At 68.7% G+C, this 24,274-nt stretch carries 17 protein-coding genes and 6 pseudogenes; 11 read left to right on the forward strand and 12 right to left on the reverse strand.

Annotated features, from left to right (window positions below; all coding sequences use genetic code 11):
- Positions 1 to 6 precede the first annotated feature (6 nt).
- Complete coding sequence (locus tag QF037_RS48235) at positions 7 to 1,215, forward strand: RNA-guided endonuclease InsQ/TnpB family protein (protein WP_307036621.1); 1,209 nt, start codon at positions 7 to 9, stop codon at positions 1,213 to 1,215.
- Between the two features lie 13 nt (positions 1,216 to 1,228).
- Here the strand turns inward: QF037_RS48235 and QF037_RS48240 are convergent, their stop codons facing one another.
- From QF037_RS48240 to QF037_RS48265, 6 genes are all read right to left on the reverse strand, one after another.
- Positions 1,229 to 3,022: an ABC transporter ATP-binding protein gene (locus tag QF037_RS48240; protein WP_307036622.1), complete on the reverse strand. Its 1,794-nt coding sequence runs from the start codon at positions 3,020 to 3,022 to the stop codon at positions 1,229 to 1,231.
- On the reverse strand, positions 3,019 to 3,657 hold the full coding sequence (locus QF037_RS48245; protein ID WP_307036624.1) for a nitroreductase family protein: 639 nt from the start codon (positions 3,655 to 3,657) through the stop codon (positions 3,019 to 3,021). Before QF037_RS48245 ends, QF037_RS48240 begins: the two co-directional genes overlap by 4 nt.
- Entirely contained in the window at positions 3,648 to 5,345 is a 1,698-nt protein-coding gene (locus QF037_RS48250) for a hypothetical protein (protein WP_307036626.1), read from the reverse strand. The genes QF037_RS48245 and QF037_RS48250 overlap by 10 nt, the downstream gene beginning before the upstream one ends.
- On the reverse strand, positions 5,338 to 5,964 hold the full coding sequence (locus tag QF037_RS48255; protein ID WP_307036628.1) for a TOMM precursor leader peptide-binding protein: 627 nt from the start codon (positions 5,962 to 5,964) through the stop codon (positions 5,338 to 5,340). The genes QF037_RS48250 and QF037_RS48255 overlap by 8 nt, the downstream gene beginning before the upstream one ends.
- A complete protein-coding gene (locus QF037_RS48260; RefSeq protein WP_307036630.1) occupies positions 5,943 to 7,253 on the reverse strand; it encodes a YcaO-like family protein in 1,311 nt (436 codons plus the stop codon). The genes QF037_RS48255 and QF037_RS48260 overlap by 22 nt, the downstream gene beginning before the upstream one ends.
- A gap of 139 nt (positions 7,254 to 7,392) precedes the next feature.
- On the reverse strand, positions 7,393 to 7,524 hold the full coding sequence (locus QF037_RS48265; protein WP_307036632.1) for a hypothetical protein: 132 nt from the start codon (positions 7,522 to 7,524) through the stop codon (positions 7,393 to 7,395).
- A gap of 353 nt (positions 7,525 to 7,877) precedes the next feature.
- Here QF037_RS48265 and QF037_RS48270 point away from each other — a divergent pair, with 353 nt between their 5' ends.
- Positions 7,878 to 9,125: an outer membrane protein assembly factor BamB family protein gene (locus QF037_RS48270; protein WP_307036634.1), complete on the forward strand. Its 1,248-nt coding sequence runs from the start codon at positions 7,878 to 7,880 to the stop codon at positions 9,123 to 9,125.
- Positions 9,126 to 9,396: 271 nt separating this feature from the next.
- Here QF037_RS48270 and QF037_RS51285 read toward each other — a convergent pair whose 3' ends face one another.
- Positions 9,397 to 10,227, reverse strand: a complete 831-nt coding sequence (locus QF037_RS51285; protein WP_373463920.1) for a transposase — start codon at positions 10,225 to 10,227, stop codon at positions 9,397 to 9,399.
- A gap of 554 nt (positions 10,228 to 10,781) precedes the next feature.
- Between QF037_RS51285 and QF037_RS48280 the strand changes: the two genes are divergently transcribed.
- Positions 10,782 to 11,438, forward strand: a complete 657-nt coding sequence (locus QF037_RS48280) for a hypothetical protein (protein WP_307036636.1) — start codon at positions 10,782 to 10,784, stop codon at positions 11,436 to 11,438.
- A 27-nt stretch (positions 11,439 to 11,465) separates the two neighbouring features.
- Here the strand turns inward: QF037_RS48280 and QF037_RS48285 are convergent.
- A pseudogene (locus QF037_RS48285) lies at positions 11,466 to 11,648 on the reverse strand (DUF3459 domain-containing protein); the annotation flags it as partial.
- Here QF037_RS48285 and QF037_RS48290 point away from each other — a divergent pair.
- The 3 genes and pseudogenes from QF037_RS48290 to QF037_RS48300 all read left to right on the forward strand — a co-directional run.
- Positions 11,647 to 11,808: pseudogene (locus QF037_RS48290) on the forward strand (IS3 family transposase); the annotation flags it as partial. The pseudogenes QF037_RS48285 and QF037_RS48290 overlap by 2 nt on opposite strands.
- A gap of 199 nt (positions 11,809 to 12,007) precedes the next feature.
- Positions 12,008 to 12,733, forward strand: a pseudogene (locus QF037_RS48295) (LD-carboxypeptidase); the annotation flags it as partial.
- Positions 12,734 to 12,882: 149 nt separating this feature from the next.
- On the forward strand, positions 12,883 to 13,026 hold the full coding sequence (locus QF037_RS48300; RefSeq protein WP_307037789.1) for a hypothetical protein: 144 nt from the start codon (positions 12,883 to 12,885) through the stop codon (positions 13,024 to 13,026).
- A gap of 263 nt (positions 13,027 to 13,289) precedes the next feature.
- Here the strand turns inward: QF037_RS48300 and QF037_RS48305 are convergent, their stop codons facing one another.
- On the reverse strand, positions 13,290 to 13,682 hold the full coding sequence (locus tag QF037_RS48305; RefSeq protein ID WP_373463921.1) for a transposase: 393 nt from the start codon (positions 13,680 to 13,682) through the stop codon (positions 13,290 to 13,292).
- A gap of 71 nt (positions 13,683 to 13,753) precedes the next feature.
- Between QF037_RS48305 and QF037_RS48310 the strand changes: the two are divergent.
- Positions 13,754 to 14,617, forward strand: a pseudogene (locus QF037_RS48310) (alpha-galactosidase); the annotation flags it as partial.
- 63 nt (positions 14,618 to 14,680) lie between these two features.
- Here QF037_RS48310 and QF037_RS48315 read toward each other — a convergent pair.
- Positions 14,681 to 16,207: an alpha-N-arabinofuranosidase gene (locus QF037_RS48315; protein WP_307036638.1), complete on the reverse strand. Its 1,527-nt coding sequence runs from the start codon at positions 16,205 to 16,207 to the stop codon at positions 14,681 to 14,683.
- 470 nt (positions 16,208 to 16,677) lie between these two features.
- Positions 16,678 to 17,318 (reverse strand): annotated as a pseudogene (locus QF037_RS48320) (glycoside hydrolase family 3 N-terminal domain-containing protein); the annotation flags it as partial.
- On the opposite strand from QF037_RS48320, the gene QF037_RS48325 reads away from it, so the two are divergent.
- From QF037_RS48325 to QF037_RS48335, 4 genes and pseudogenes are all read left to right on the forward strand, one after another.
- Positions 17,238 to 17,618 (forward strand): hypothetical protein, encoded by a 381-nt coding sequence (locus QF037_RS48325; RefSeq protein ID WP_307037851.1) that lies wholly within the window; start codon positions 17,238 to 17,240, stop codon positions 17,616 to 17,618. The pseudogene QF037_RS48320 and the gene QF037_RS48325 sit on opposite strands and share 81 nt — an antisense overlap.
- A gap of 794 nt (positions 17,619 to 18,412) precedes the next feature.
- Positions 18,413 to 18,874 (forward strand): hypothetical protein, encoded by a 462-nt coding sequence (locus QF037_RS48330; RefSeq protein ID WP_307036641.1) that lies wholly within the window; start codon positions 18,413 to 18,415, stop codon positions 18,872 to 18,874.
- A gap of 17 nt (positions 18,875 to 18,891) precedes the next feature.
- Positions 18,892 to 19,197 carry an AbfB domain-containing protein gene (locus tag QF037_RS51290; protein ID WP_373463922.1) on the forward strand — a complete coding sequence of 102 codons (306 nt, stop codon included), beginning with the start codon at positions 18,892 to 18,894 and terminating at the stop codon, positions 19,195 to 19,197.
- A 65-nt stretch (positions 19,198 to 19,262) separates the two neighbouring features.
- Positions 19,263 to 20,527 (forward strand): annotated as a pseudogene (locus QF037_RS48335) (IS701 family transposase).
- A 396-nt stretch (positions 20,528 to 20,923) separates the two neighbouring features.
- Here the strand turns inward: QF037_RS48335 and QF037_RS48340 are convergent.
- Entirely contained in the window at positions 20,924 to 24,247 is a 3,324-nt protein-coding gene (locus tag QF037_RS48340; protein WP_307036643.1) for a S8 family peptidase, read from the reverse strand.
- Between the last annotated feature and the right edge of the window lie 27 nt (positions 24,248 to 24,274).

The raw sequence follows: 24,274 nt of genomic DNA on the forward strand, positions 1-24,274 counted from the left end.
TGAGGCGTGACGCGGCAGGTCAAGCGGGCGTTTAAGTACCGCTTTTACCCCACCGGCGTGCAGGCGGCTGAGCTGTCGCGCACGTTCGGCTGTGTCCGCCTCGTCTACAACAAGGCGCTGGAGGAACGCACCCGGGCCTGGTACGGCGAGCAGCGCCGGATCTCCTACGTGCAGTCGTCCGCCGCGCTCACGGCGTGGAAGAAGACCGGGGAACTGGCTTTCCTGGCCGAGGTGTCCTCGGTTCCGCTGCAGCAGGCGCTGCGCCATCTGCAGACGGCGTTCGGGAACTTCTTCGCCCAGCGTGCGAAGTACCCGCGCTACAAGTCCCGCAAGAAGTCCCGCGCGTCGGCTGAGTACACCCGCAGTGCCTTCACCTGGCGCGACGGGCAGCTGACTTCGGCGAAGATGGCCGATCCTCTGGACATCCGCTGGTCGCGTCCACTGCCCGAGGGGACGGAGCCGACTACGGTGACGGTGTCCCGTGACGCGGCGGGGCGCTGGTTCGTGTCCCTGCTGTGCGAGGACACCATCGCCCCGGCTCCCGCCACCACGAACGCGGTGGGCCTGGACGCTGGGATCACCTCCCTGGTGACCCTGTCCACCGGGGAGAAGATCGCCAATCCCCGGCACGAGCGCCGTGACCGGGCCCGCCTGGCGAAGGCGCAGCGTGAGCTGTCGCGGAAGGCGAAGGGTTCGGCGAACCGGGAGAAGGCCCGCCGCACGGTCGCCCGTGTGCATGCGCGGATCGCCGACCGGCGCCGCGATGTGCTGCACAAGCTGTCGACTCGACTCGTCCGTGAGAATCAAACGGTCGTGATCGAGGACCTGAGCGTCCGCAACCTGCTGAAGAACGGCGCGCTCGCACGCGCCATCAGTGATGCGGCCTGGACGGACCTGCGCTCCATGCTGGAGTACAAGTGTGCCTGGTACGGGCGTGAACTCGTGGTGATCGACCGCTTCTTCCCCAGCAGCAAGCTGTGCGGGAACTGCGGGACGGTCGCGGCGAAGCTGCCGCTGAACGTCCGCGAATGGACGTGCGTCTGCGGTGCGGTGCATGACCGTGATGTGAACGCGGCGCGCAACATCCTGGCCGCCGGGCTGGCGGCGTCTGCCTGTGGAGATGGTGTAAGATCTCAACGGGAGTCCTCCCGGACGGGGCAGTCGTCGGTGAAGCAGGAACCCCAGCGGGCGACCGCTGGAATCCCCCGCCTTTAGGCGGGGGAGGAAGTCAAGCGGGTGCGCCTTCCATGGGGGTCTTCACGTTCTGGGCTTCGACGAGGGCCGCGTAGGCCCCGGCGCGGGTGTCCAGCTCGCCCGCGGACCCCTGTTCGGTGATCCGGCCGACGTCCATGACCACGACGCGGTCGGTGGGGTCCAGCCGGGGGATGCGATGGCAGATCACCACCAGCGTCCGGTCGTCCCCTACGGTGCGCAGCCTGTCCATGACGCGCTGGGCCGTGAGCCCGTCCAGGGCGCTGGTGGCCTCGTCGAGAATCAGAACGCGTCCCCCGCACAGCAGTGCCCGCGCGATGGACAGGCGCTGCCGTTCGCCGCCCGATAGCCGGTACCCGCCCTGGCCGATCCGGGTGTCGAGTCCGAGCGGCAGCCTGTCGATCAGGTCTTCGAGGCACGCCGCACGGAGGGCCTCCGCCATCTCCGGCTCCGACACGGTCTCGCGGGCGAATGCGAGGTTCTCCCTGATCGAGCCGCTGAAGAAGGTGGTGTGCTGCGGGACGAGCGTGACATGTTCGGGAAGAGCCCGTGCTGGCACCGGGGTCCCGCCGAGCGAGACGGTTCCGGACCCGGCGTCGACGAGCCCGGCCAGCACCATGGCCAGGGTGCTCTTCCCCGACCCGGTCGCCCCCAGAATGATGTTCACCGTGCCCGGCTCGATGTCGAGGTTGACGGAGTCGAGGGCGGGGCGGTCGGCGCCGGGGTACCGGTGGTGCAGTTCGAGGGCTTCGAGTCCGACAGCCGGTGCGACCGTCTTCGTCGTGGAGACAGGCGTGGGGTAAGGCAGCCCGGTGTACTCCATGACCCGGTCGAACATGGCCATCGAGGACTGGATGCCGGCGCTCAGCGACAGCAGCGTCATCATCGGGTCCGCGAGCCGCATTTGCAGCAGGACGAGAGCCATCACCATGCCCACGGAGAGGTCCTGCAGCAGCGTTCCGCTCAACAGGTAGATGATCGGTGGGATGGCACTGAAGCAGAACCCGATGAACGTCTGCGTCCGTGCGCCTATGACACGTTGCCGCACGGTGACCTTGCGAATGTCCTCGCAGATCTCCAGGTACTGGCCGCGCTGACGCTCGGATCCGGCCAGCGTCCGCCCCAGGAGGACGCCATGAAGGGACAGGGTGTCGGCCACCTTCCCCGTCAACTCGGTGAGCTTCTGCTGTCGTTCGCGGGCGAGACCCCTGCGCACTGCGGCGAACTGGTTGTTCAGCAGCGCCAGCAGGACGGTCAGGCTCAGGGAGATCAACGCCAGCGGCCACGACACGTACACCATCACGGCCGCAGCGGTGAGCCCGCTCGTGAACGCGGCGATCGCGGATCGCAGGGTCTGGCTGATGAAACGGTCGACCCCGTTCAGGTCACTGACGAGCCGGGTCTGGAGTTCGCTCGGCGCATGGCCAGTGAAGAAGCCGAGCGGCCGGCCCTGGGTCTTGTCGAACACCTCCTTGCGCAGATCCGCCACCAGTCGCTGGCTCAGCCAGCTCGAGAGGGCCGCCTCGCCGACGCTGAGCGCACTGGTCAGGGCGGCGCTGACGAGCAGGACCGCACAGAGCACGAAGAGCAGACCGGTGTCCTGACGCGGTAGTGCGGTGTCCACGAGGATGATGACGCAGATCGGGCCGGCCGCGCCGAGCGTCACCCGGAGCACCACCATGAGCAGGATGGCGGCGGTCTGCCACCGCCAGGGGCGGAGTCGTGATCCGAGGAATCGCATGACCTCCGACGCGGTCGAGCACCGGTACACGTCCTGGTCGTCACCGAGCTCTGTTTCGCTCGCGCTCATCCGCCGACACCCCCGCCCGGGCGGCCGTCCGTCCCTCGGCCGAGGGCGACCGTGAAGAGGTGGCACAAGCGCCGGTCCCGTCGCTGCAGGGCGGCGTTCACCCGGTAGTGCGGCAGTCCGTAGACGGAACAGTCGAGTCCATGCGTTCGCGCGGCCAGCCAGACGGCCTGGCCGAGTGCGCCCGCGTAGGTGAGCAGCCCTCCGTACGCGCGGGCCGGCGCTCGCCCGACCGCGGCGCAGAGGAAGAGCAGCACCGGGGCGTCGGCGTAGTCCTCAACGCAGTCGACGGGTATGTCCCCGAGCGGCTCGCTGTCGCCCCACGCGTAGAGCGCCGGGGCCGTTCCGGAGACTCGACGGGCGGCGACGAACATCGAGATCCCCCGGTCCGTCGCCTCGGGTGCCGCCGTGACGGCACGAGCCAGCACCGCGTCCACGAGCCAGGAGGGCAGGTGCTCCCCGGAGAACTCGCGTACGGACCGCCGTCCTCGCTGCACCTCTTCGAGCGGCAGGAGACGGCCCGTCCCGGCGGCGAGAAGGGCAGGCGGGCGGCGGCCCATCCCCGCGGGTACGGCGGCTCTCGTCCGTATCAGCTCGTCGACGCGGCCGCGGTGCGCGTCGTCCGCGATCAGAGGCATGTGTCGGCTCCGATTCCTCGATGGGCCCCGTGCAGCAGCGCCGCACCGGTGACGATCTGGTCCTCGTCGTGGAGACGGAGGACCTGGGCGGGTCGCTCGTCCCAGCACTCCGCCCAGGTTGCCTGCCTGCCCAGCCCCGTGGCGGTGGCGTCGAGCTGGGTTCGGGCGCATCCCGCGTCGAGATGGACGAGGCGGTGTGCGTGGGAGTACTTGACGGCGGCCCGCCCGAGAGCGGCGACGAGCACGATCACCGTCGACGGCGTCCCTTCCGCCGTCAGATCGGTGCCTGCCAGCAGTTGTGCCGCCGGGACGGCGTCCGGGCGTACCGCGATCAGCGCGTGCGCCAGGTCGTCGTAGCGGAACAGCGTTCCCGGCAGCCCGGGAAAGCCGGGCTCGTGCAGCACGTACAGCTCGACGGAGCCCAGGTTTCCGCCGGTGGGCGCCCAGCGCTGCATCAGATCCCCGTCGGAGTCGCGTCGTCGGCCGCCCACCCGTCGCAACAGCTCGGACAGGAACGCCTCGTCCTCGAGGGCGGCCGGGCGATCCGGCGCATCCTCTCCGAACACGCCGTGCACGGTGTGCTCGGCCGAGGGGAGCGGTCGCGAGGGATGGGTCGTGAAGCGGGGGCGTTCGGCCCGCAGCGCTCTGTTGCGCGTCTCCTCCTCCCTGCTGAAGGGTTGCCTGTCCCGGAGAAACGCGGGTGCCAGCCGGGTGAGCCATTCGTTGCGGAGCGCCCGCTCCGCCGCCTCCGGCGTGTCCTGCTCCGGTGAACCGAACCCGCAGTCAGGGCAGGCGGGGTAGGGGACGACGAGGTAGCGCTCGGCGGTGAGGTCCGGGAGCGAAATGCGGGAGACCTGGTTCACGAGTTGGCTGCCCGGCGTGCCCAAGATGCGGGAGACGACCTCGGCGCAGGCCAGACCCGCGGCCAGTTCGGCACGGCCGCGGACGGCGCCCCGGCCGGCCCGTCCCAGCCCGTGTCCCGCCGGCTCCGGGCGAGGCACTCGGGCGCAGGTTCCGTAGCCGGGATACAGCCAGGGGCCTGCCTCGATGTGGTCCTCGGTGACGGTGAAACGGAGTACGGGGACCCCGCTGCCGGTGAGAGACCGGACATCCTCGCTGATGAAGCGGATGCCTTCGGGTGTCTCCACGACGACAACCAGGTCGTGGTCCTGCCACGCCGGGGGCTCGTGCCCGGTCCCGCCGTCGCGGCTGAGGGGCCACGGGACTCGCCGGACTTCGGACACGCCGCTGCGGAGGAGGTCCTGCACCATTCTGTCGGCCAGATCGTCCTCGGCGACTACGCACACGCGTGCCGCGCCCAGTACGTCGGCCATCTCGCCGACGCCCGCGTACACCCTGCCGTCCCTGAACCGTCCGTAGTGCGCGACGACTTCGTCCGGCGGCGCGTCCAGGGTGGGCGTACCGGCGGCGGGCTCCAGCAACCCGCAGCTGTCGAGTGCGGCGACGATCCGGTCGAACTGACCTCGCGGGGCCCCGAGTTCACGCACGATCTCCTCCTCCGTCCGGGTGCCGTCGAAGAGCGGAAGGATGCGCGGAACGACCTGCGTCGCGGTCTTGCCGCGGAGCACCTGCCGACGCGGAGTGCCCGCGACTACGAGCCTTCCGTCCGCGGGGAGAGCCATGATGCCGGGGATGAGCTTGCGGTGGTACACCACGCGATCAGCCATGGTTCCTCTTCGTGAATCGTTCGGGGAGCAGCGCCCGCACGTCCAGCCGCGGCGGCGTCTCGCGGCAGCGGCGGCAAGCGTGTTCGGACACCACCCGGTCGCGGGAGAGCGACAGGTCGGGCAGCCGCACGGTGACGACGTGCCCGACGGCCGGCCGCCGCAGCAGGTCGACGGCCAGGCCCCCGGCCACTCTGACGTGGAAGGGCAGATGGCCGGCCGGTCCCAGCTTCGGGTCGCGCTCGTAGGCGGCGCGTACGACACTGCTGCTGTTCCCGTGCGCGTCATGCTGCTGCTTCCGCCGGTCGAAGCAGCGGAAGCAGGGGCCCGCGCCCGGGAGGACCAGGGGACCTACCCGCAGCACCGCATGGTCCTGGACCACGGGAAGCCACGCCACGCCCGTGTCGTGAGCCAGACGATCGGCGCGCTCGCACACGACGTGGTCCGCACGCCACAGGGCGGCGACCACGATGTCGGGTCGCCCCGCGAAGGCCTCGTCCAGCTCGGCGGCTGGGACGGTGTGCGAGACGGGCAGGGCGGAGGCGACGACGTCGTTCACCCGGTGACCGAAGTCACCGACGGAGAACAGCGCGACCGTGCTCAGGCGAACGGCTGTGGCCATGGGTTCAACTCCTCTTCCGGCAGGACTCTGTGGCCCATGTGCTTCGGCGCCGTGAAGAGCCTGCTGTGCCCTCTGAACTGGGCCCGCGGGTCGACGCTCATCGGTTGGAGATCAGGAATCACGACGGTCACGGCGGTGAGGCCCGCTTCTCTTACGTCCTGGGTGGTCCGGTCGACGACCGCGACCTGCATCCCGGCCTGGGACAGCCGGTCGACGAGGCCGTCCAACGCCTCCACGGGGTCCTCGGGAAGCCTCGGGGCCGCCGAGCGGGAAGCGCTTCTGCCACGACCTTCGAGCAGAAAGTCGAAGGCGTGCGATCTGGTGCCGATGGCCATGAACCGGGCGGAGTCCACCACGTTCCCTGCGATCTCGTCGATGCTGTGCGCCGCCTCGCCGGCGTGGATCAGATCACCGAGGTTCATCGCTTCGAGAAGGGCGCTCTCGGCGGCCTCCGCCAGGCACCGTCCCGCACTGGCCGTCACGAATCTGGAGGCACGGGGGTCATGGTCCGCCGCGATCAGGCAATAGACCGTGGGCACACCCAGCTCCGAGGTGGCGTCGAGCAGAACCGGTTCCATGAACCGGCCCTCGAACCAGGCGATCAGCTCTCGCGTTCCTTCGGTGAACTCGTCCTCGGCGACCGGACGAAGGGGCAGCCGCTGCAACCAGGTGACCGCCACGCTGTCGCGCTCGATCACCTCGAACGCTGCGCGCAGGACGGCCTCCACGGGATCGGTGTGCACCGCGTACCCGGTCGAGATCCGATTGCAGAACCGCTCGGCGGGGACAGCGGAGGCCAAGGCGTAGTTGACCATGACGGCAGGTACCCAGAGCGGCTCGCCCTTGATCAGGTCCAGGCCGCGGACCCATCTGACCTCCGCCCCTTCGTCGAACGGGACCAGGGGCGCCTTCTCGTGGGCGTATTCCCCCGCCGAGCAGCGGGGATACCGGTGCGGCTCCAGGCACTCCTCCGCCAGGTCCATCGCGCGCGCCCAGATCGGCTCCTCGTCGAACGGCGCCATACTGGCGTACCGCTCGGCCCCTTCGGCGATGGCCACGAGCTCCGCGTGCCCGGCCGACTCCAGTCTGACCCCCTTGCACAGCTCAGGGTCCTCGCACGCGGCAGCGACTCCGGCCAGGCCGCTGCCGATCACCGACAGGCAGCTGTACACGCTCCGGTCCGAGACGCGCGCGCGTGTCTCCTCGGTCCGCGCCACGATCCCGTACGGGGAGACGATGCGACGCAGCGCGGCGAGCGTCCCGTCCGTGCCCTGCCCACTCTGGCCCACTGGACTTCTTCCTTCCACCTCAAGCTCCACGACCTCATCCGTGATCGAGCACACCGGACCACCAGGACTCAGCCTGCGGCGTGGTCCGGTGTGGCTCTCTCGGGGATTAGCTCCCCATACCGCGCCTACGCGCCGTGGTTCACGGGCAGAGGCCGGCGGGGGTGCAGGAGTTGCTGGCACACGGGCCGGAGCACCCGCTGCACGGGATCCCCATGGGGACGAGCTCGCTCTCCTCGAACTCCTCGATCTCGAGGTCGAATTCCTCGGTCATCTCTGACTCCTCTTCCGTCGGTCGGTACGTCGGAGCGGACTTGCTCCTGAAGATCAGCATCGGGACCGGACCTGTCAGCGATCTGTCAGCGATCTATCACGCCGTACTGGGGAGGGTGCTTGGCTCCGTCGGGGCCTGCTGTCCCAGGTGACCCGCCAGCTCGAGATCCGCCATCTCGAAGCGCTTACGCGAGTGCCAGGAGTCGCTGATCTTGTGTGACAGGAGTTTCACGGACGCGTCCCGGTTGCGTACCGCCCGACGACTGGCCGAAATCTGACGGCTAGCCTGACCGCGATCAAGACGTCCGAGGGGCGTCGGCACCATACGGGCGAAAACGGGGACGGGGAACCGACATGGGCATACGTGACGGGCACGCGGTGTCACGCAGGCAGGCGCTCAGGCTGGCCGGGACGGGCCTCGGCCTGGCCGTGCTGGGGGCAGGCGCATGGGGGTGCACCCGCGAGGAGGAGACGGGCGCGTCGGGCGGCAGCACAACTCCCGGTGGAAGCAAGGGCGGTGACACCAACAAGGGCAGTGACACCTTCACCACCCCGCCCCCGGGCACCGCGCCCAAGCCGCTGTGGCAACAGAAGACAGCCAACGACGACCTGGCCGGGATCCACGCGCTCGCGGTCATCGGCGGCACGGTCGTGGTGTCGGGTGATCCGCTGGTGGGGCGTGACGTCGTCAGCGGCAAGGAGAAGTGGTCACGGCCGGGCGTCACCATTCCCGGCGCCAAGCTGATCAACGGCGGCGGGACGCTCTATCTCGCCAGCGCCGAGTACGACGGCGACGTGGTGGGCCTCGATCCGGCCACGGGCAAGGAGACCTGGCGCAGCCGCCTGGGCAAGGAGTACGAGCAGCCGCGCCCCATCGCGGCCGACGACCGACACGTCTACGTCCTCGCCGGGATCCTGGAGGAGGACCTCTCGACGCCGACCAACGTGATCGCCGCGATCGACACCACCTCCGGCAAGATCGCCTGGCGTGAAAAGCGGGACACGGGGACCGAGGAGTTCGGCATCACCGCCACGGTCGTCGGCGGGCGCCTCGCGTACACAGACTTCCGGAAGAACGTGACCGTCCGCGACACGACGACGGGCCGGCAGCTCTGGACGAAGAAGATCGGCAGGTCCAACTACTACCGCTTCGCCGTGCACGAGGACCTGATGATCGTGCCGGACGGGCAGCGGTTGCGGGCGTTCGCGCTGGCCGCGGGCACGGAGCGTTGGTCGCTGGCGAATGAGAAGTTCACCTGGTTCAACGATCCGCAGGTCCTGGACGGGGTGCTCTACGCCTCCGACAGCGCGTACGGCATGTGGGCGGTGGACCCCGGTACGGGCAAGCAGATCTGGCACAACGAGGACTTGGTGGGCTCTGCTGCGGAGGCGTGGCAGTTCGCCAAGGTGGGCGGCACGCTGTACGGCGCGACCGAGCACGACAAGAACGGCGGCGTGCATGCCTTCGACGCGGCGACCGGGAAGCTGCGCTGGACGTACAACGACAAAACCGGTGAGAACGAGAAGTGGTATGTGGTCCCGGCGGGCAAGCGGCTGGCCGCGATGCACGCCAAGCGGCTGTACGCGCTGCCGGCCGTCTGAGCCGACGGAGGCGGGCGGGTAGCGCGGTGGCGGGAACCTGACCACGCCCGGCGTCGGCCGCAGGACAGGGCAGGGCGTCATGGGTCGGGCCGCGGGAGGCGCGGCCCGACAGGTTGCCCAGGGCCGTCGCGAGCGCCTGGCCGCCTTCCTGGACCGCCGGCAGACGGTCCGTCGGCGGGCCGCGCCAGCTCAGGGCCGCCCGCTCACCTCGGAGTCCCCCAGCCCAGGCCCTCGGTCACGACGTTAGAAGCTGTTGATGCCCCTATGGATGTCAACTTGCGGTTCGGTCGGGATCTGCGTGGCATACGACTGTCCTGATGGTGGCGATGAGTCGATAGATTTCGCGTGCGACGTACCGCTTCAGGCACCTGATGATCTCCCGGCGGGATTTGCCCTCGGAGAGGCGTCGCCGCAGATAATCCTGGGTGCGATCGTCCCAGCGCAGGCGGCTGAGGACGATCCGGTAGAGAGCAGCGTTGGCCTGGCGGTCGCCGCCGCGGTTGAGCCGTCGTCGTTGGGTCTTGCCGGAGGATGCCTCGACTGGGCTGGTCCCGCACAAGGCGGCGAAAGACGCCTCGCTGCTGAGGCGATCAGGGTTGTCGCCGGCCGAGATGAACAAGGCGGCGGCGCTGTCCGGGCCGACGCCGTGCGCGTCGAGCAGACCGGGGAAGTGCTCTTTAGCACCGGCGGCTATCCGCTTGTTGAGGTTGTCGATCTCGCCGGTCAGGTGCTGGATACGGTCAGCCAGGAGCTTCAGCACGTGTCGGGCGGTGTCTGCCGGCCCGTCTCCCCGCGAGTCATCCAGCTCGGCGCACCGCTTGAACAGGTGCGGGTTGCTCAGGCCGGCCAACGACTCGCGCAGGGCGGCATCCGCCGAGATCAGGACGCTCTTGAGCTGATTGATGGCCTGGGTGCGGGACTTGATCGCTGACCCTTTCGCGAGCTTGAGCAGCCGCAGGGCTTCGATCGGGCAGGTAGCGCCGAGGACGTTAACGACGGCCGCCGCGTGGAAGTCCTTGTGGGTGTCGACACCGAGGACGATCTCTTCGTCGGTGTCAGCCGGGATGTGACACGGGGCAGCTGGCTGCGTGATGCTGGGCAAGGTCGCCTGTCTCCTGATCGCCTCGGAAGCGGTGGCCGCCGCCGGGCCGGGGAGGTCAAGACTGTGACGGTGCCTGTCGCGAAGGCCCCTATCGGGACCGGCAGCAGGTGCCGCTCCGCGCGGTGGCCGACAGATCAACAGCAAGGCACGCAAGCCAGTCTTTCCGCGAGTCAGGCCACCGCTCGAAGCGGTACCTGATCATCCTCACAGTCTTTCCGGACTTGAGGACTGCGTTTTCGCTGGTCGGGCATGGGGTCGGCGATCCTGTGGGAGTGGTGGGCTGTTGTGTTGTCGCTCCTGTGGAGGTCGTGGATGCCGTCGGTCGTGGGGCTGCTGGAACAGCGCGAGCTCGCCACTCGCCGGTCACGCGCGCGGGCGCCGGGTCATCGTCGTCTGAGCCGTCTCCCGCGCGTCGGCACGGCGTCGCCGGGCGAAGGCCCTTACTCGGAACGCGAGTTGCCCGGCCCCAGCGGCACAAGCACCCTCACGGCCGTATGATCCGTACGCTCCTCGCACCGGCGAGGACCGTACGAGGGGGAAGCCGGATGGTCGGCATGCTGACGATGACTCACCTGAGGCGACAGGAGGGGGTCACTCCCGAGCCGGTCGCCCGCAAGATCAACCTCTTTGTCAAGCTGGGACCGTCCTGGACGGTCGGCCACGTGGAACGGGAGCTGCCGCCGGGGGGTGTGCCCGCCTATCTCGCGGCCCGGGGCAGCGGCGCACGCTCCTTCGTCCTGTGGGCGGACGAGTACCGCGGGGCGCGGGTCGCCACCGTGGTGACCGCCTCCTGCGCGAAGGGCGTCTCGGTCTATCAAGTACTCGGCGCGCAGGGTGAGCTCCTCTGCACCGTCGTACGCGAGAAGGCGTTCAGGAGGGGGCTGCGTACTCGGTGGACGGTGAGCCGGCCCGGCGCACCCGACGCGGTGGGATACAAGGGCCGGATCGTCTGGTGGTGCGTGTGGTGGCTGTTCTCGCCCCTGCTGCCGTTCCTCTTCGTGGCGGCCGTGCTGGGCGGGGGCGACCTTCCTCGTGGACCGGGCCGCATCATCTGGCGCGAGGGCGGCTGGGTGCCACTGGAATTCAAGGCGCACGGAAACCAGGTGCATCTTGAAGAAGCGTTCCTGGACCCGCGGTCAGGGGCCGCCGTACTGGCCCTGGTCTGTTCCTTTGACGGCATGCTGAACGCGTGGGACCGGGGGAAGATCTGACGGCCGCCCGCAGGAGGCGCGGTCTCGGTCGTCGGCCAGCACCACGCACGACTCCGGCGGCAGGTGCAGCACCCCGTCGCCGCCCGGGGCCTCGGCCGGCTCCCAGGCGGCCAGCACCCTCCCCCCGCCGGCCCGGTGCCGGCCGGCGCCCAGCGGGATGGCGGCGGGCTTCCCGGAAAGGTTGACCGCGACCCGCAGATCGCCACGCTTCGCGCTGCTTCAGAAGAACGTCCTCGACCGCCGTACCTGGGCCACCCGCCAGGAACTGCGGATCGCGATCGTCACCTGGATCGAGCGCACCTACCACCGACGCCGGCGTCAGAGACGCCTGGCCCGATTGACCCCCGTCGAGTACGAGACCATCATGACCGAGCCGCAGCCCTGGCTGCATAAACCCCGCTGTCACCCACCCCTGCAGCAGTCCCCTTTCTCTAACAGATGCATGGTTCAGCACGGTTCGATGCAGGTCCGGCCTCATCGCTGACAGTCGCAGCGAGAAGGGCAGCCGCTGGGGCGGGCGACCGGAAAAATCGCGTGACCCTGCCCATGGCACCGGCGACACTCACGCCATGACTGGTACTGCACGGCCCCAGCTGCTTCGACCGCGTGCCCTCAGGCCCGGAGACCTCGTAGTCATCGCCGCGCTGTCCGGCCCGCTGCCGACTGCCTACGAGCCCAACGTTCAGCGAACGGTGGAACTGTTCGAGCGAATGGGTTTCCGCGTGCGGCGGGCTCCGCTGCTCGAAGTAGGACGGCACCATTGGTGGAGCGCGGCCACGCCGGCCGAGATCGCCGCAGAACTCAACGGACTTCTGCGTGATCCCGAGGTGCGCGCGATTATCGCGAGTGACGGCGGCCAGACGGCGCTCGGCTACCTCGACCTCATCGACGTCGACGCGATCAAGACCGACCCCAAGCCGATCCTCGGCTACAGCGACATCTCGCTGCTGCACCTGGTGCTCCATGGGCGCACAGGCCTGGTCGGGTTCCACGCCGACATGGCCGTCCCCGGCTTCGGCGGCCAGTGGCCGTCCGCGCCCACGGCGCGCCAGGCGGAACTCGAGCAGCTCTACTGCAGGCTGCTGACCGGTACCGCGGTGATCGGGGCGCTGCCGGCGAGCCCGTCGTGGGAATGCTGGCGTCCAGGTCGCGCCGAAGGGCCGCTGATCGGCGGGGTGATCAACCGCATCGTGCTGGCGCAGGCGACACCCTTCGCGCTGCCGCTGGAGCGGTTCGACGGTGCCGTGCAGTTCTGGGAGGAGATGGGCGGCCTGGCCTCGTACGTGTGGAGCTATCTGCAGGTGATGCGGCACTGCGGCATCCTCGACCGGATCTCCGGCATGGTCGTGGGCGTGCCGCGTGAGATCGGCGGACTTGAGCCCGGCGCTCCCCATCCCTGCGCGAGATCGTCCTCGACGTCCTCGGCGACCGTGACATCCCGGTCCTGGGCAACGTCGAGTTCGGGCATGCCGGCCCGAACCTGCCGATGCCGGTCGGCATCCGTGCCGGCCTCGATGCGCAACGGCGGACGTTGTCGCTACTCGAACCGACGGTAGGACCTCTCGCGATGACGGGACCGGTGAGCTGAGCGACGCGGAACAGTCAGCCGATGGCCCCGGCAGCACCCCTGGGGCCGATTCACGCTTTGGTGACTGCCGCTATGAGTCGCTCGTTCGGCCTGTAGGAGGGGCCATGAACACCTGGCGGCTCGTGTTGATCTAGAGGCCCACCTCCCGACCTCAGGGATCACCAACCCGGTGAACGTACGCGGTCACAGCACTGGCGTCGCGTACTGGACATATCGAACAAATAGGAAATTATTCGGCCACTGAGCGCGCGGCATGGCGCTGATCACGCCGCCGCGATCAGCGCCATGCCGCTATTGATCAAAAACTCATGGGGTCCACTCGTCGATGACGTAGCGGACGTGTCGGCCGCCGAAGTATCCACGCACAATGTGAGGTTGGGTTGTCGACGGTGGAAAAACCGCCGGGTTTCGGAGGCGAGTTCGGTCTGGTTCCTGGCCCGGTGGGTGTGAGGCAGGCTGCGTTTGAGGTCGGCGTTGACCAGCTCGTCCGGGTTGAGTTCGGGTGAGTACGAGGGCAGGAAGTTCAGTTCGACCTGGTCCTTGTGGTCGGCGAGCCACGCCCGGACGGCCTTCGAACGGTGGGCCGAGTGCCGGTCCACGACCAGGTGGACCTTGCGGTCGAAGTGGCCGACGAGCCTGGCCAGGAAGCGGCACATGACCGTCGCGTCGAACGACTCGGTGAAGACCCGACGAGGCGTTCTTCCGCCGCCACGGCGCCCGCGTCAATGCGAACGGCCGCTACCACCTCGACCTGCGCCACCCCGCCGCCCGCGCCCACCTGGACTCGGTGGTGGACCGGCTCGTCGACGGCCTGGGCGTCGGCTACTTCAAACTCGACTACAACGTGGACGCGGGTTCCGGCACCAGCAGTCACCCCGGTGAGGCCCCGGCGGACGGCCTGCTCGGCCACAACCGTGCCTTCCTCGACTGGCTGGACGGCGTGTTGGACCGCCACCCGGGCCTCGTCCTGGAGAGCTGCGCCTCCGGAGGCAAGCGCGCCGATTACGCCCTTCTCTCGCGCGTCCAGCTGCACTCCACCAGCGACCAGCAGAACCTGGAGTTGTACGCCCCGATTGCGGCGGCCGCACCCACCGCGGTCACGCCGGAACAAGGGGCGGTGTGGGCCTACCCGCTGCCCGACGACTCCCTCGACGAGGTCGCCTTCACCATGGCCAGCGCCCTCCTCGGCCGCATCCACCTCTCCGGCCTCCTCCCCGAACTCGCCCCGGAAGCCCTCGCGTTGACGCACGAGGCCGTCGCCGTCCACAAGACTATCCGCGGTGACCTGGCCACCGCTGTCCCCGCCTGGCCGCTGGGCCTCCCCGGCTGGTACGACCCGTGGGTCGCTCTGGCTCTGCACACACCCGACACCACATATGTCACCGTGTGGCGCCGTCCCGGTGACGACTCCGACGAGTCGGCCGTTCCCCCGTTCCCGACCCTTCGCGGCGCCCGGGTCGGCGTCGACGTGCTGTACCCCTCCACCACCAAGGCGCAAGCCACGTGGGACCCCGAGGCCGCGACGCTCGACGTCTCCCTCCCGTCGGCCCCTTCGGCGGTGCTGCTCCGTCTCTCCACCCGCCCGGGGTGAACCGACAGAACAAATAGCGACGGCTCCGCACCGGGGAGGTGTGGAGCCATTCATGACGGCTCCTCAGTGCGCGCGGGCCACGGGGGCCTGGACGGTGACGAACGAGTGGGGAGGCAGCGTCAGAACGAGCCCCTGACCTGTTGGCTTCACGCCGTCGAACGGGCGCGGAACCACCGCCTCGGGCGAGTCCGGGGAGTTGTGGACCTGGAGTCTGTCCGCGGTCAGCAGACGAGCGGTCGGCTCGCCGACCGCTCCTCCGCGCAGGTCGAGTGTCACCTCGACCGGTTCCTCGGCGTCCAGATTGGACACTGAGATCAGCACCGCGCCGTCCTTGATGCTGGCCGAGGCGGACAGCGTGTCGAGCTCGGCATCCCCCACCCGGCGCCGGGCATCCTCGGTGCGCAGGTGCAGGGCGAGTGAGGTGGCGTCCTGGTGGCCCTTGTTCATCTCGAAGACGTGGTAGGTGGGGGTGAGGACCAACGCGTCGCCGTCGGTGAGGATCATGGCCTGCAGGACGTTGACGGTCTGCGCGATGTTCGCCATGTACAGGCGTGCCGCGTGCTTGTGGAAGATGTCGAAGTGGGTGCTGGCCACCAGGGCGTCGCGCATGGTGTTCTGCTGGAACAGGAAGCCCGGGTTGGTACCCGGTTCCACGTCCCACCAGGTGCCCCACTCGTCCAGGACCAGGCCGACCGTCCGGCCTGGGTCGTAGATGTCCATGACGGTGGAGTGACCGGTGAGGATGCGGTCGATCTGCTGTGCCGAGGCCATGGTGCGGTAGTAGCCCTCGGTGTCGAAGCCGGTGGCGCTGCCCTTCGACTCCCAGGTGCCGGTCATCGTGTAGTGGTGCACGGATATGGCCTGGAAGAACGTGCGCGGTGTGGCCACGCAGCCGAAGCAGTTGATCTGCTCCATCAGGGTGCGCGTCCACTTGTAGTCGTCGCCGGCCGCGCCCGAGGCGATGCGGTACAGCTTGTTGTCGCCGTGGTCGCGGCAGTACGTGGCGTACTGCCGGGCCAGATCTGCGGAGTACTCGGCGCGCATGTTGCCGCCACAGCCCCACGTCTCGTTGCCGATGCCCCAGAACTTCACGTGCCACGGCTGGTCGCGGCCGTTGGCCCTGCGCAGCCTGGCCATGGGGCTGTCGCCGTCGCGGGTCAGATACTCGACCCACTCGCTCATCTCCTGCACAGTGCCGGAGCCGACGTTGCCGCTGATGTAGGGCTCGGTGCCCAGGAGTTCACACAGCGCCATGAACTCGTGGGTGCCGAAGTGGTTGTTCTCTTCGACGTCGCCCCAGTGGGTGTTGACCATCCGGGGGCGCCGGTCGCGGGGGCCGATGCCGTCCTTCCAGTGGTATTCGTCGGCGAAACAGCCGCCGGGCCAGCGGAGGTTGGGGATGTTCAGGGCACGCAGCGCCTGGACGACGTCAAGGCGGATGCCGCTCTCGTTCGGGATCGTCGAGTCCTGCCCGACCCAGAAGCCGCCGTAGATGCAGCGGCCGAGGTGCTCGGCAAAGTGACCGTAGAGATGTCGGCTGATCGTTGGGCCCTCGATGTCGAGGTCGACGATGGCGGTAACGGTGGACATGGGGGCTCCAAGAGGCTCGGGAGAATTCTGTATCGGTAAGAGAGTTGGGGGGTACCTGGAGGGGAGGCCGTCAAGAGACTGGGGTGAAGGGCGGCTGCGCACCTCCCCGTACGGAGACTTCGAGACAGCTGTCGAGGAACTGGTGGACCCGACCGACCCGGTCGTTGCCGGTGTCAAAGGTGGGCGGTCGGCTCCGGCGTCGCCTGACGAAGACGCCGGGGCCGCGCGCCGGCGGTTACAGAGCCGCGGCCTCCTCGGTGGTGAGGAAGCGGAGTCTGTGAACGTGCTCTTTGGCGAACATGGGCACGCCGTCCGAGGCCAGCTACCAGGCCGGCTTGCCCCCGCTGTCGCGGATGACCCGCCCGTTGACGACGAGGTTCTCGAACGTGACGTCCTTGCGGATGTCCTCGACGCGGATGTTGTCGTACCTGACGTTGCGGATGAGGTTGTCGTGGATGCCTATGTTGGTCGGGGGGCCACGTCTGTCCAGAGGCTGCGGTTTCCTGGTCCGTCCAGGTCCGAAGGTGTTCCCGCAGGTACGGCGAGACATGGTTCGGCCGCCCATTGACGAGGTTGTGCGCGGGCATCACCCCGGCCACGGCGCCGTGCCTCGACGGGGCGGCGGAAGGCGCGCATGTCGTACTCGTGGAGGACCCTCGGCCGTGCCGAGGAGGACGAAGTCGACCTGTCCGTCTCGTTGTTGTGGGCCGGCCAGCGCTTGAGGACGGGGGCCGTCATCCAGTACGCCGGGTCGTCGCCGCGTAGGCCGCGGGTGTAGGCCGTGGCGATCGCCGCCGTCAGGTGCGGGTTCTCGGCGTAGCCCTCCTCGTTCCTGCCCCGCAGCGGGTGCCGCAGCAGACTGACCGTCGGCGCCCACACGTTGAGCCCCATCCGGTTGTCCCGTGCGCGCATCGTCCGCGTCTTTTGGGCGACGGCGTCGCCGACCCGGCGGAGGAGGCCGTCGTTCCAGGTCGCGCTGAGGCCGACCGCCTGCGGGAAGACCGTCGCCGGGTCCCATCCAGGCCACACCGTGCAGGGCCTCCCGCCCGGTGCGGAAGGCGGCGAGACCGAGACGGTCCACCGCGGGGGTGAACTGGTGCAGGAATGCGATGCGTTCGTCGAGTGTGAGGCAGGAGAGGAGGTCGTCGACGTGCTGGTCCAGGGCGGCGGTGGGGTTGCGGAAGAGGGGCGGCGAGCTTTCGGTCACGTACTCAGATCCCTTGAGGAGGAGAAGCAGGATGCGAAGCAGGAAGAAGACCTGGAGGCCGAGCTGGAGGTGGTGCGGGAGCTGACAAGTCGAGGTTCGAAGCGCTTCGATGTTCCGTCGCCTCGACTCAGACGTCAAGGCGTTCACCCAAGCTCACACAGACCCGCAGAAGACCCCGTCAACGTGCCACTCCGCAATGTTTGAGGGAGAAGTGACGCGAGCCTTGTGGCCACACAGGTGGCCCCTTAACCTCGCTGGCAGTATCGAAGCGCTTCGAAGACTTGTCCTCCTGCCCGCGCTGCCGGTGCACGGCGAACGAGCGTTGCTGGTGCCCGGTATCGGCCACAGCGGTCGATGAACGCCCCGACTCGCCCCGGCGCCCCGCTCGCGGCCGCGGAGGTTGTCGCGCCTGGAGCCCGCTCCCGGCGGGCGATCACGCGATGATCATCCTCAGCTGTCGGGAACTCGACGAGGCCGAGCACTGCGACGCCTTCCACGCCGCGCGCCGCCAGGCCGATCATGTCCCAGCTGTATGCGCGGGTGTGCGAGGGCCTCAACGGCGCCTACACGGCCGGGAATCCCCACCTCTGCGCGCACCCCCGCCACGCACAACGCCGTCACGGACGCACTGGCAGGCCCGCATGCGCACCCTCACAGCAACGGCCGGACATCACCAAGTGGTTCGACCGCGATGTGTCGCCCAGCGCGATGACCAGCGCCGGGTTCAGCATCACCCGCGACGGTACGGCGCGCATCGGCTCGGACAGCGACCGGTTGGACGGCAAAGTCGCAGGCATGGTCGACGTCTTCCACCACCGGCGCTCGCTTCGGCCCCTGCTCGCCCGGACGGGCGACGGTTCTCCAAGGAGCGCACCGATTCCACGCTTCCGACGCGAAGCGGGATATCTGCAGCTGAAAGTGGGTGGAGACAAAGGGTCGCACGAGATTCGACGCTTTCGACCAAGCGGCTGTAGAAAGTCCACGCCGAACGGCAGCGTGTGTTTGCCGTCGGCGCGAGCGGCAACGCGCAGTACATGAGCCAATCGAACAGTGACGCGAATCAAGATTCCAAGGCCAACCAGAGCGCTGCTAAGGCCCGGCAGGCCACGGCAAAGGCGACTGCCCCTGCTGCGAAGGCGGCGGACAAGACGGCCGAGGCGTCAGGTGACGTGGCCTCAGCAACCGTGGACGCGGCTGAGCGTACAGCCGGAACGGGCGCTGCGATCGTGAACAGTACGGCCGAACGTGTCCAAGCCGGCCGTCAGGTCGTCATCGACGCCTCGGGACACGCCGCGGCCGTGGCCAAGACGGCGTGGACGGTGATCGCCCATCGCAAGGTTCTCGCCGCTGGTGTGGGCGCGGGCTTGTCGGTGCTGGGTGCCACGTCCTACCTGGCGGGTCGGCGCGCGGGCCACCGCGCGCACGGTCCGATCACCCGTCTGACCGGCGGGCGGATCTGAGGCGAGATGCGAGTCCCGTGACTCGGCGAGCCCGTCATGCACCTGGGCGACCCAACGAGCGTGCCGTCGACGCGACTTGTCCGGCATCGCCGCGCTCTACGGCTGCCCTGACCAGACGCCGGACAGGCTCTGGAGTTGACCTCCGAGGGCGCGCCGGCCTGTCCGACTGTTCTTGCGTGTTGTTCGAGTCCGCGAACACGTATGGGCAGTATCTGCGCCATGCCGATTACACCGTCCACATCACCAGCGACGGTAGCTCGAACGTGGGGGACGCCGCGTCCAAGTGGGACGACGACATTAGCTGGGTCATCACTCAGCCCTAGTAGGGCTTGGTCATCTTCACTTGTGCGTGCGTGTCTGATGCTGCGTGAGTGTCGTTGGAAATGGTGTGACACCTGAGGAGATGGCCTCGGTCCGGGAGGACTTGGAGGCGTTCGCGGCGGAGTTGTTCGACGGGTTCTTCCGTGCGGATCAGCGGCGGTGGGGGCAGGCGTATGTGCGCGGGCTGCTGCTGGACGGGCAGCGCAAGTCGGTGGAGCCGATGGCGGCCCGGCTGGGTGAGGACGGCAACCGGCAGGCGCTGGCGCACTTCATCACCTCCAGCCCGTGGGATCCCGCGCACGTGCGGGCCCGGCTGGCCTGGAGGATGCACGAGGCCATCGGTCCCGAGGCGTTGATCGTGGACGACACCGGCTTTTTGAAGGACGGGGATGCTTCGGCGTGTGTGTCGCGGCAGTACACCGGCACCGCGGGCAAGGTCACCAATTGCCAGGTGGGCGTCTCGCTGCACCTGGCCACGACCGCGCCTCCGCGGCCGTCGACTGGCGGCTGTTCCTGCCCGCATCCTGGGATCCCGACGCGCCGGAGGCCGACCCGGACAAGATCGCCCGCCGCGGCCGGTGCGGGATTCCGGCCCAGGTGGGGCATGTGGAGAAGTGGCAGCTGGCCCTGGACATGATCGACGAGAGTCGGTCGTGGGGCATCGACGTTCCCCTGGTCGTCGCGGACGCCGGATACGGCGATGCCGCCGCCTTCCGGCTGGGCCTGGAGGAACGCAAGCTGCCCTACGCGGTGGGGATTTCCTGGCGCCATACCGCCCAGCCCGCCGACGCCCAACCCGTCCAGCCCGACTATGGGGGCACCGGCCGGCCACCCAAAGTGCAGTACCCCGAGCCTGCGCAGACCATGAAAGACCTGGTCATCGCGGCCGGCCGGGCGGCCGCACGGCCGGTGTCGTGGCGGGAAGGCTCCCGGCCGGGCAAGAGCCAAAGCGGCTTCAAGCGTATGTACTCGCGGTTCGTCGCCCTGCGGATCCGCCCGGCCGGCCGTGGCATCCGCAAGGCCACCGACGATCCTGAACTGCCCGAGCGGTGGCTGCTGGCGGAATGGCCCGCGACCGAGCCCGAGCCGGTCCAGTTCTGGCTCTCGAACCTGCCCTCCGGCATGGCACTGGCCACGCTGGTGCGGCTGGCCAAGCTCCGCTGGCGCATCGAGCACGACTACCGCGAGATGAAACAGGCCCTGGGACTGGCCCACTTCGAAGGCCGCACCTTCAGCGGATGGCACCACCACGTCACCCTCGTCTCCGCCGCCCACGCCTTCTGCACCCTGCAACGACTGGCACCAGACCCAAAAGACGCCGCGCAGGCCTGAGCCTCTACCAAGTGGTCCGCGAACTGCAGACCCTCCTCGCCACCTGGACCGGCGCCTGCCCCACCTGCCACCGCGACATACCCACACCACTACGAACCTGACCAAGCCCTACTAGACGATCTGTTGCCGTCACCCTCACGTTGGCAGAGCGCGAACCCGCCGAACTGCATCGGCTGGTCGGGCTCAGGGCACACGGGCGGCGAGCCGGCACCGTTGCTGCCTGCCCCTACCCGTCGCGATCACGCCCCGCACACGAAGAGGCCCCTGGTCGTCGAACAGAGACTTCCTTTGCCGCAACGCACTCATATCCGGATGGCCCGCCGGAAGCTCTGCTTCCGGCGGGCCATCCGTGCGTGTCAGCGTTCAGTGATCCTGTCGGTGATCCACCGGATCACGTCACTTCCCGTAGTACGCGTTGTAGATCGAAATCGTTGACTTGTTGCCCTTCTTGTCGGCGATCTTGGCGTGGAACGAGATGCCCTTGCCCTTGGCCGGGTTGGTGGCCGCGATCTTGCCGTTCTTGATGGTGACCTTCTTCCAGGTCTGCCCGTCGTCGTACGACACGTACACCGCCAGGGACTTCAGATTGCTGCTTGCTGCCGAGCCCTGGACGGTCACCGGGACGGAGACCTTCTTGTCCGCCGGCACCCTGCCGTCCAGGCCAACGGCCGCGTCGAAGCGGAGCGAGGACGCGGGCAGTTTGGCCAGGTCGGCCTTCTTGGAGCGGAAGGTCCAGCTGGCGTCGACGCGGGTGGAGGCCGCGGCGACCTTGACGCTGCGCTTGACCGAGGTGGTCAGCTTGTACGCGGCGTCACCGGCCGGGACCTCGAAGACGCCGGCCCCCTCCAGTGGGTCGCTGTTCGAGCCGACCTTGGCGCCGTTGCGGTAGAGGGTCGTGGTGACTGACGAGTAGAGCGAGGAGCCGACGTGGGTCTGTCCGTCGGCGAACAGCGGCAGGGAGCCGTAGATGTCGTTGCCGTCGCGGTAGAGGCCGAGGTCTGGGCCGATGCGCGGGCCGAAGACCGCTGTGTTGAAGGTCTTCTTGTAGCTCGTGGCAGCCTTGAAGGTCTGCGGGGTGCCGAGCGGGTAGAAGGCCTCGACGATCGGGAAGCCGTTCTCGTCGAGCCCGCCGTGCTGCTCGAATTCGAGTCTCCACTTGACTCCGCCCGCGGTGGACAGGCGCAGCGTGCGCGTGCCGGGCAGCTTCTGCTGGACCCCGGGCGCAAAGGTGCTTGTACTGCCGGGCAGCTCGCCCCAGGCGTAGACCACGCCCTTCTTGCCGCTTGACGAGGCGCCCAGACCGGTCTTCACCGTGGCCAGTTCACTCGCCTTGTAGTGCTTGGTGTAACCGGTGGCGAGCTGCTTGAGCTTGCCGCCGGCGAGGGTGTCGTACTCTGCGGCGGGCTTGACCCAGTGACCGCCCCACTGCTGGTACAGGGTGCCGTCGGTGATCTGCGGGCCGGCGTGCGCGGTACGGAAGTTGGCGTACGAGTCCAGCCACCAGCCGTACGAGTTGGTGCCGTCCGGCACGCCGACGGTGTACAACGGCGTAGCGGCCCCTGACTTCGCCGCCGCGTCGGGCACGGTGATGTCCACCGGCTTTGTGTTGCGCGCGTCCACCGTGATCGTGGCCTTCTTGGTGATGCTCAGCTTCGGCTGCGTCACCCAGTCGAAGCCCTTGGCGGGGTCGTCCGGGTCGACATGGACGGCCGAGTTGAAGATGTAACCGCCCTTGGGGAAGCGGACCTTGACGGTGCCGGACTCGTCGTAGGGCGAGTACCACTTGTCCTGGGCGAGCCCGGTGACACCGTCCAGGCCGGCGCTGTAGTACTTCGCCGGGTTGCCGTCACGGCCGATGAACTTCAGCGTGACGTCGTACGACTCCACCTCGCGCTGCACCGCCGCCGCCGTGCGTACGCTCTGTCCGCCGCCGGTCGCCGTCACATACGCGGAGTAGGCGCCGTCGAGCGTGCCGCCCAGCCTGGTGTTGACCGTGAGGTCGGCGGAGGCCGAGCTGCCCGCCGGGACCTTCAGCGTCTTGGTGCCGAGTGTGAAGAAACCGGCCGGTGCGGCCTGCCCCTTCGGGCCGGTACCCGTCACCGCAAGGGTCAGCGTGACGTCGGTCGTCCCGAGGTTCTTGTACGTGATCTTGTCGGTGACCGGGGTGTCGTCGGTGTGTGGCCACTGCTGGATGCCGAAGCTCACCGACGTCGGGTCGGCGATCACGGTCTGCTTGATGGCCTTGTCGACCTGGACGCGTCCTGAACCCTGCTGGAACGGCGTGTACTTGCCGTCTTTGGCGGAGCCGGTCAGCGCGCCCTTGAGCTCGGCATACGTCCAGTCGGGGTGCTGCTGCTTCAGGATCGCCGCGGCGCCCGCGACATGTGGGGTCGCCATCGAGGTACCCGAGATGCTCACATAGCCGGTCGGCTTCTCGCCGACCTCCTTGGCTATGACACTGCCCGGAGCCGAGGCCGCCGTGATGTCCACGCCGGGCGCGGTCACATCGGGCTTGATCTGCCCGTCGAGGCCGGGGCCCGCGCTGGAGAACGAGCCCAGCTTGTCGGTGTCGTCGACGGCGCCCACGGTGAGCGCCGCCTCCGCGCTGCCCGGGGAGCCGATGGTCTGCTCGCCGAGATCGCCGTCGTTGCCCGCGGCGATCGCGAAGAGGACGCCCTTCTCCTTGGACAACTTGTTGACCTGGGCTTCTAGCGGGTCGATGTCGAGGGTGTCCTCGCCGCCGAGGCTGAGGTTCACGACGTCGGCGCCCTGCTCGACCGCCCAGTCCATACCGGCGATGATGCCGGAGTCCTCGCCAAAGCCGTCGTCGCCGAGCACCTTGCCGTTGAGCAGCTTGGCGCCCGGTGCGACGCCCTTGTACTTGCCCGCCGACGTGGCACCCGTACCGGCCACGATGGACGCGACGTGCGTGCCGTGGCCGTACTTGTCGGTGGCGTCGGCGGCGGTGGAGAAGTTCTTCTCGGCGACGACCTGGTTCTTGAGGTCGTCGTGGGTGGCGTCGACACCGGTGTCCAGGACGGCGACCTTGATGCCCTTGCCGTCGTACCCGGCAGCCCACGCCGTGTCGGCGCCGATCTGCTTGACAGACTTGTCGAGGCTGGCCTTGCGGACCCCGTCGAGCCATACGTGGGCTATGCCGGAGGCGGTTTTCGCGCCACCGGGCCGCGTGTCGGTGATGGCGGCCCACAGGTCGGGCGTGTCGCCCTTGGGCGTCAGTACCGCGTCCGCGTTCAGCGACTTGAGGGACCTGCGGACCTCGGTGTCGCCGGCTTCCCGGACGTCCGCCTTCGCCGCGGCGGCCGCGCCGCTGTAGCCGACGATCAGCTTGAGGCCCTGCTTCTGGGCCTTGCGGTTGGCCGACTTGTTGAGCTCGGTGACGTCGAAGAGCCGCGCGTCGAGCTTGCCGCCGGCTATCAGCCGGGCTGCGTCGGCCGGCACGACGAGGGTGTGCCCGTCGGTCTTGCGGATCTGGACGGGTATCCCCTCACGGCCCTTGACCCGCTCCAGGCCAAGGACACGGCCCTTGGCGTCGACGATGACACGGTCGCCGGTGATCAGGGTGACGCGGTGCTTGGGCGTGGTCTGTACGGCCTGGTCACCGGCCGTACGCTCGGCCTCCGCCGGCGCCGGGCTGGTCATGCCGGCTGCCAGAGCCACGGCTGCCGCCGTGGCGATCGTGGCCGCGCACGCTCTTTTCACTTGTCTGCGCAAGTCTCCCCCTGGAGG

This window comes from Streptomyces canus, from assembly GCF_030815415.1.
Taxonomy (GTDB): Bacteria; Actinomycetota; Actinomycetes; order Streptomycetales; family Streptomycetaceae; genus Streptomyces; species Streptomyces canus_F.

Coding starts and splice junctions, on each gene's coding strand:
- QF037_RS48240 (WP_307036622.1), bottom strand. CDS start 3,022: ATGAGCGCGAGCGAAACAGAGCTCGGTGACGACCAGGACGTGTACCGG.
- QF037_RS48245 (WP_307036624.1), bottom strand. CDS start 3,657: ATGCCTCTGATCGCGGACGACGCGCACCGCGGCCGCGTCGACGAGCTG.
- QF037_RS48250 (WP_307036626.1), bottom strand. CDS start 5,345: ATGGCTGATCGCGTGGTGTACCACCGCAAGCTCATCCCCGGCATCATG.
- QF037_RS48255 (WP_307036628.1), bottom strand. CDS start 5,964: ATGGCCACAGCCGTTCGCCTGAGCACGGTCGCGCTGTTCTCCGTCGGT.
- QF037_RS48265 (WP_307036632.1), bottom strand. CDS start 7,524: ATGACCGAGGAATTCGACCTCGAGATCGAGGAGTTCGAGGAGAGCGAG.
- QF037_RS48270 (WP_307036634.1), top strand. CDS start 7,878: ATGGGCATACGTGACGGGCACGCGGTGTCACGCAGGCAGGCGCTCAGG.
- QF037_RS48280 (WP_307036636.1), top strand. CDS start 10,782: ATGCTGACGATGACTCACCTGAGGCGACAGGAGGGGGTCACTCCCGAG.
- QF037_RS48305 (WP_373463921.1), bottom strand. CDS start 13,682: ATGTGCCGCTTCCTGGCCAGGCTCGTCGGCCACTTCGACCGCAAGGTC.
- QF037_RS48315 (WP_307036638.1), bottom strand. CDS start 16,207: ATGTCCACCGTTACCGCCATCGTCGACCTCGACATCGAGGGCCCAACG.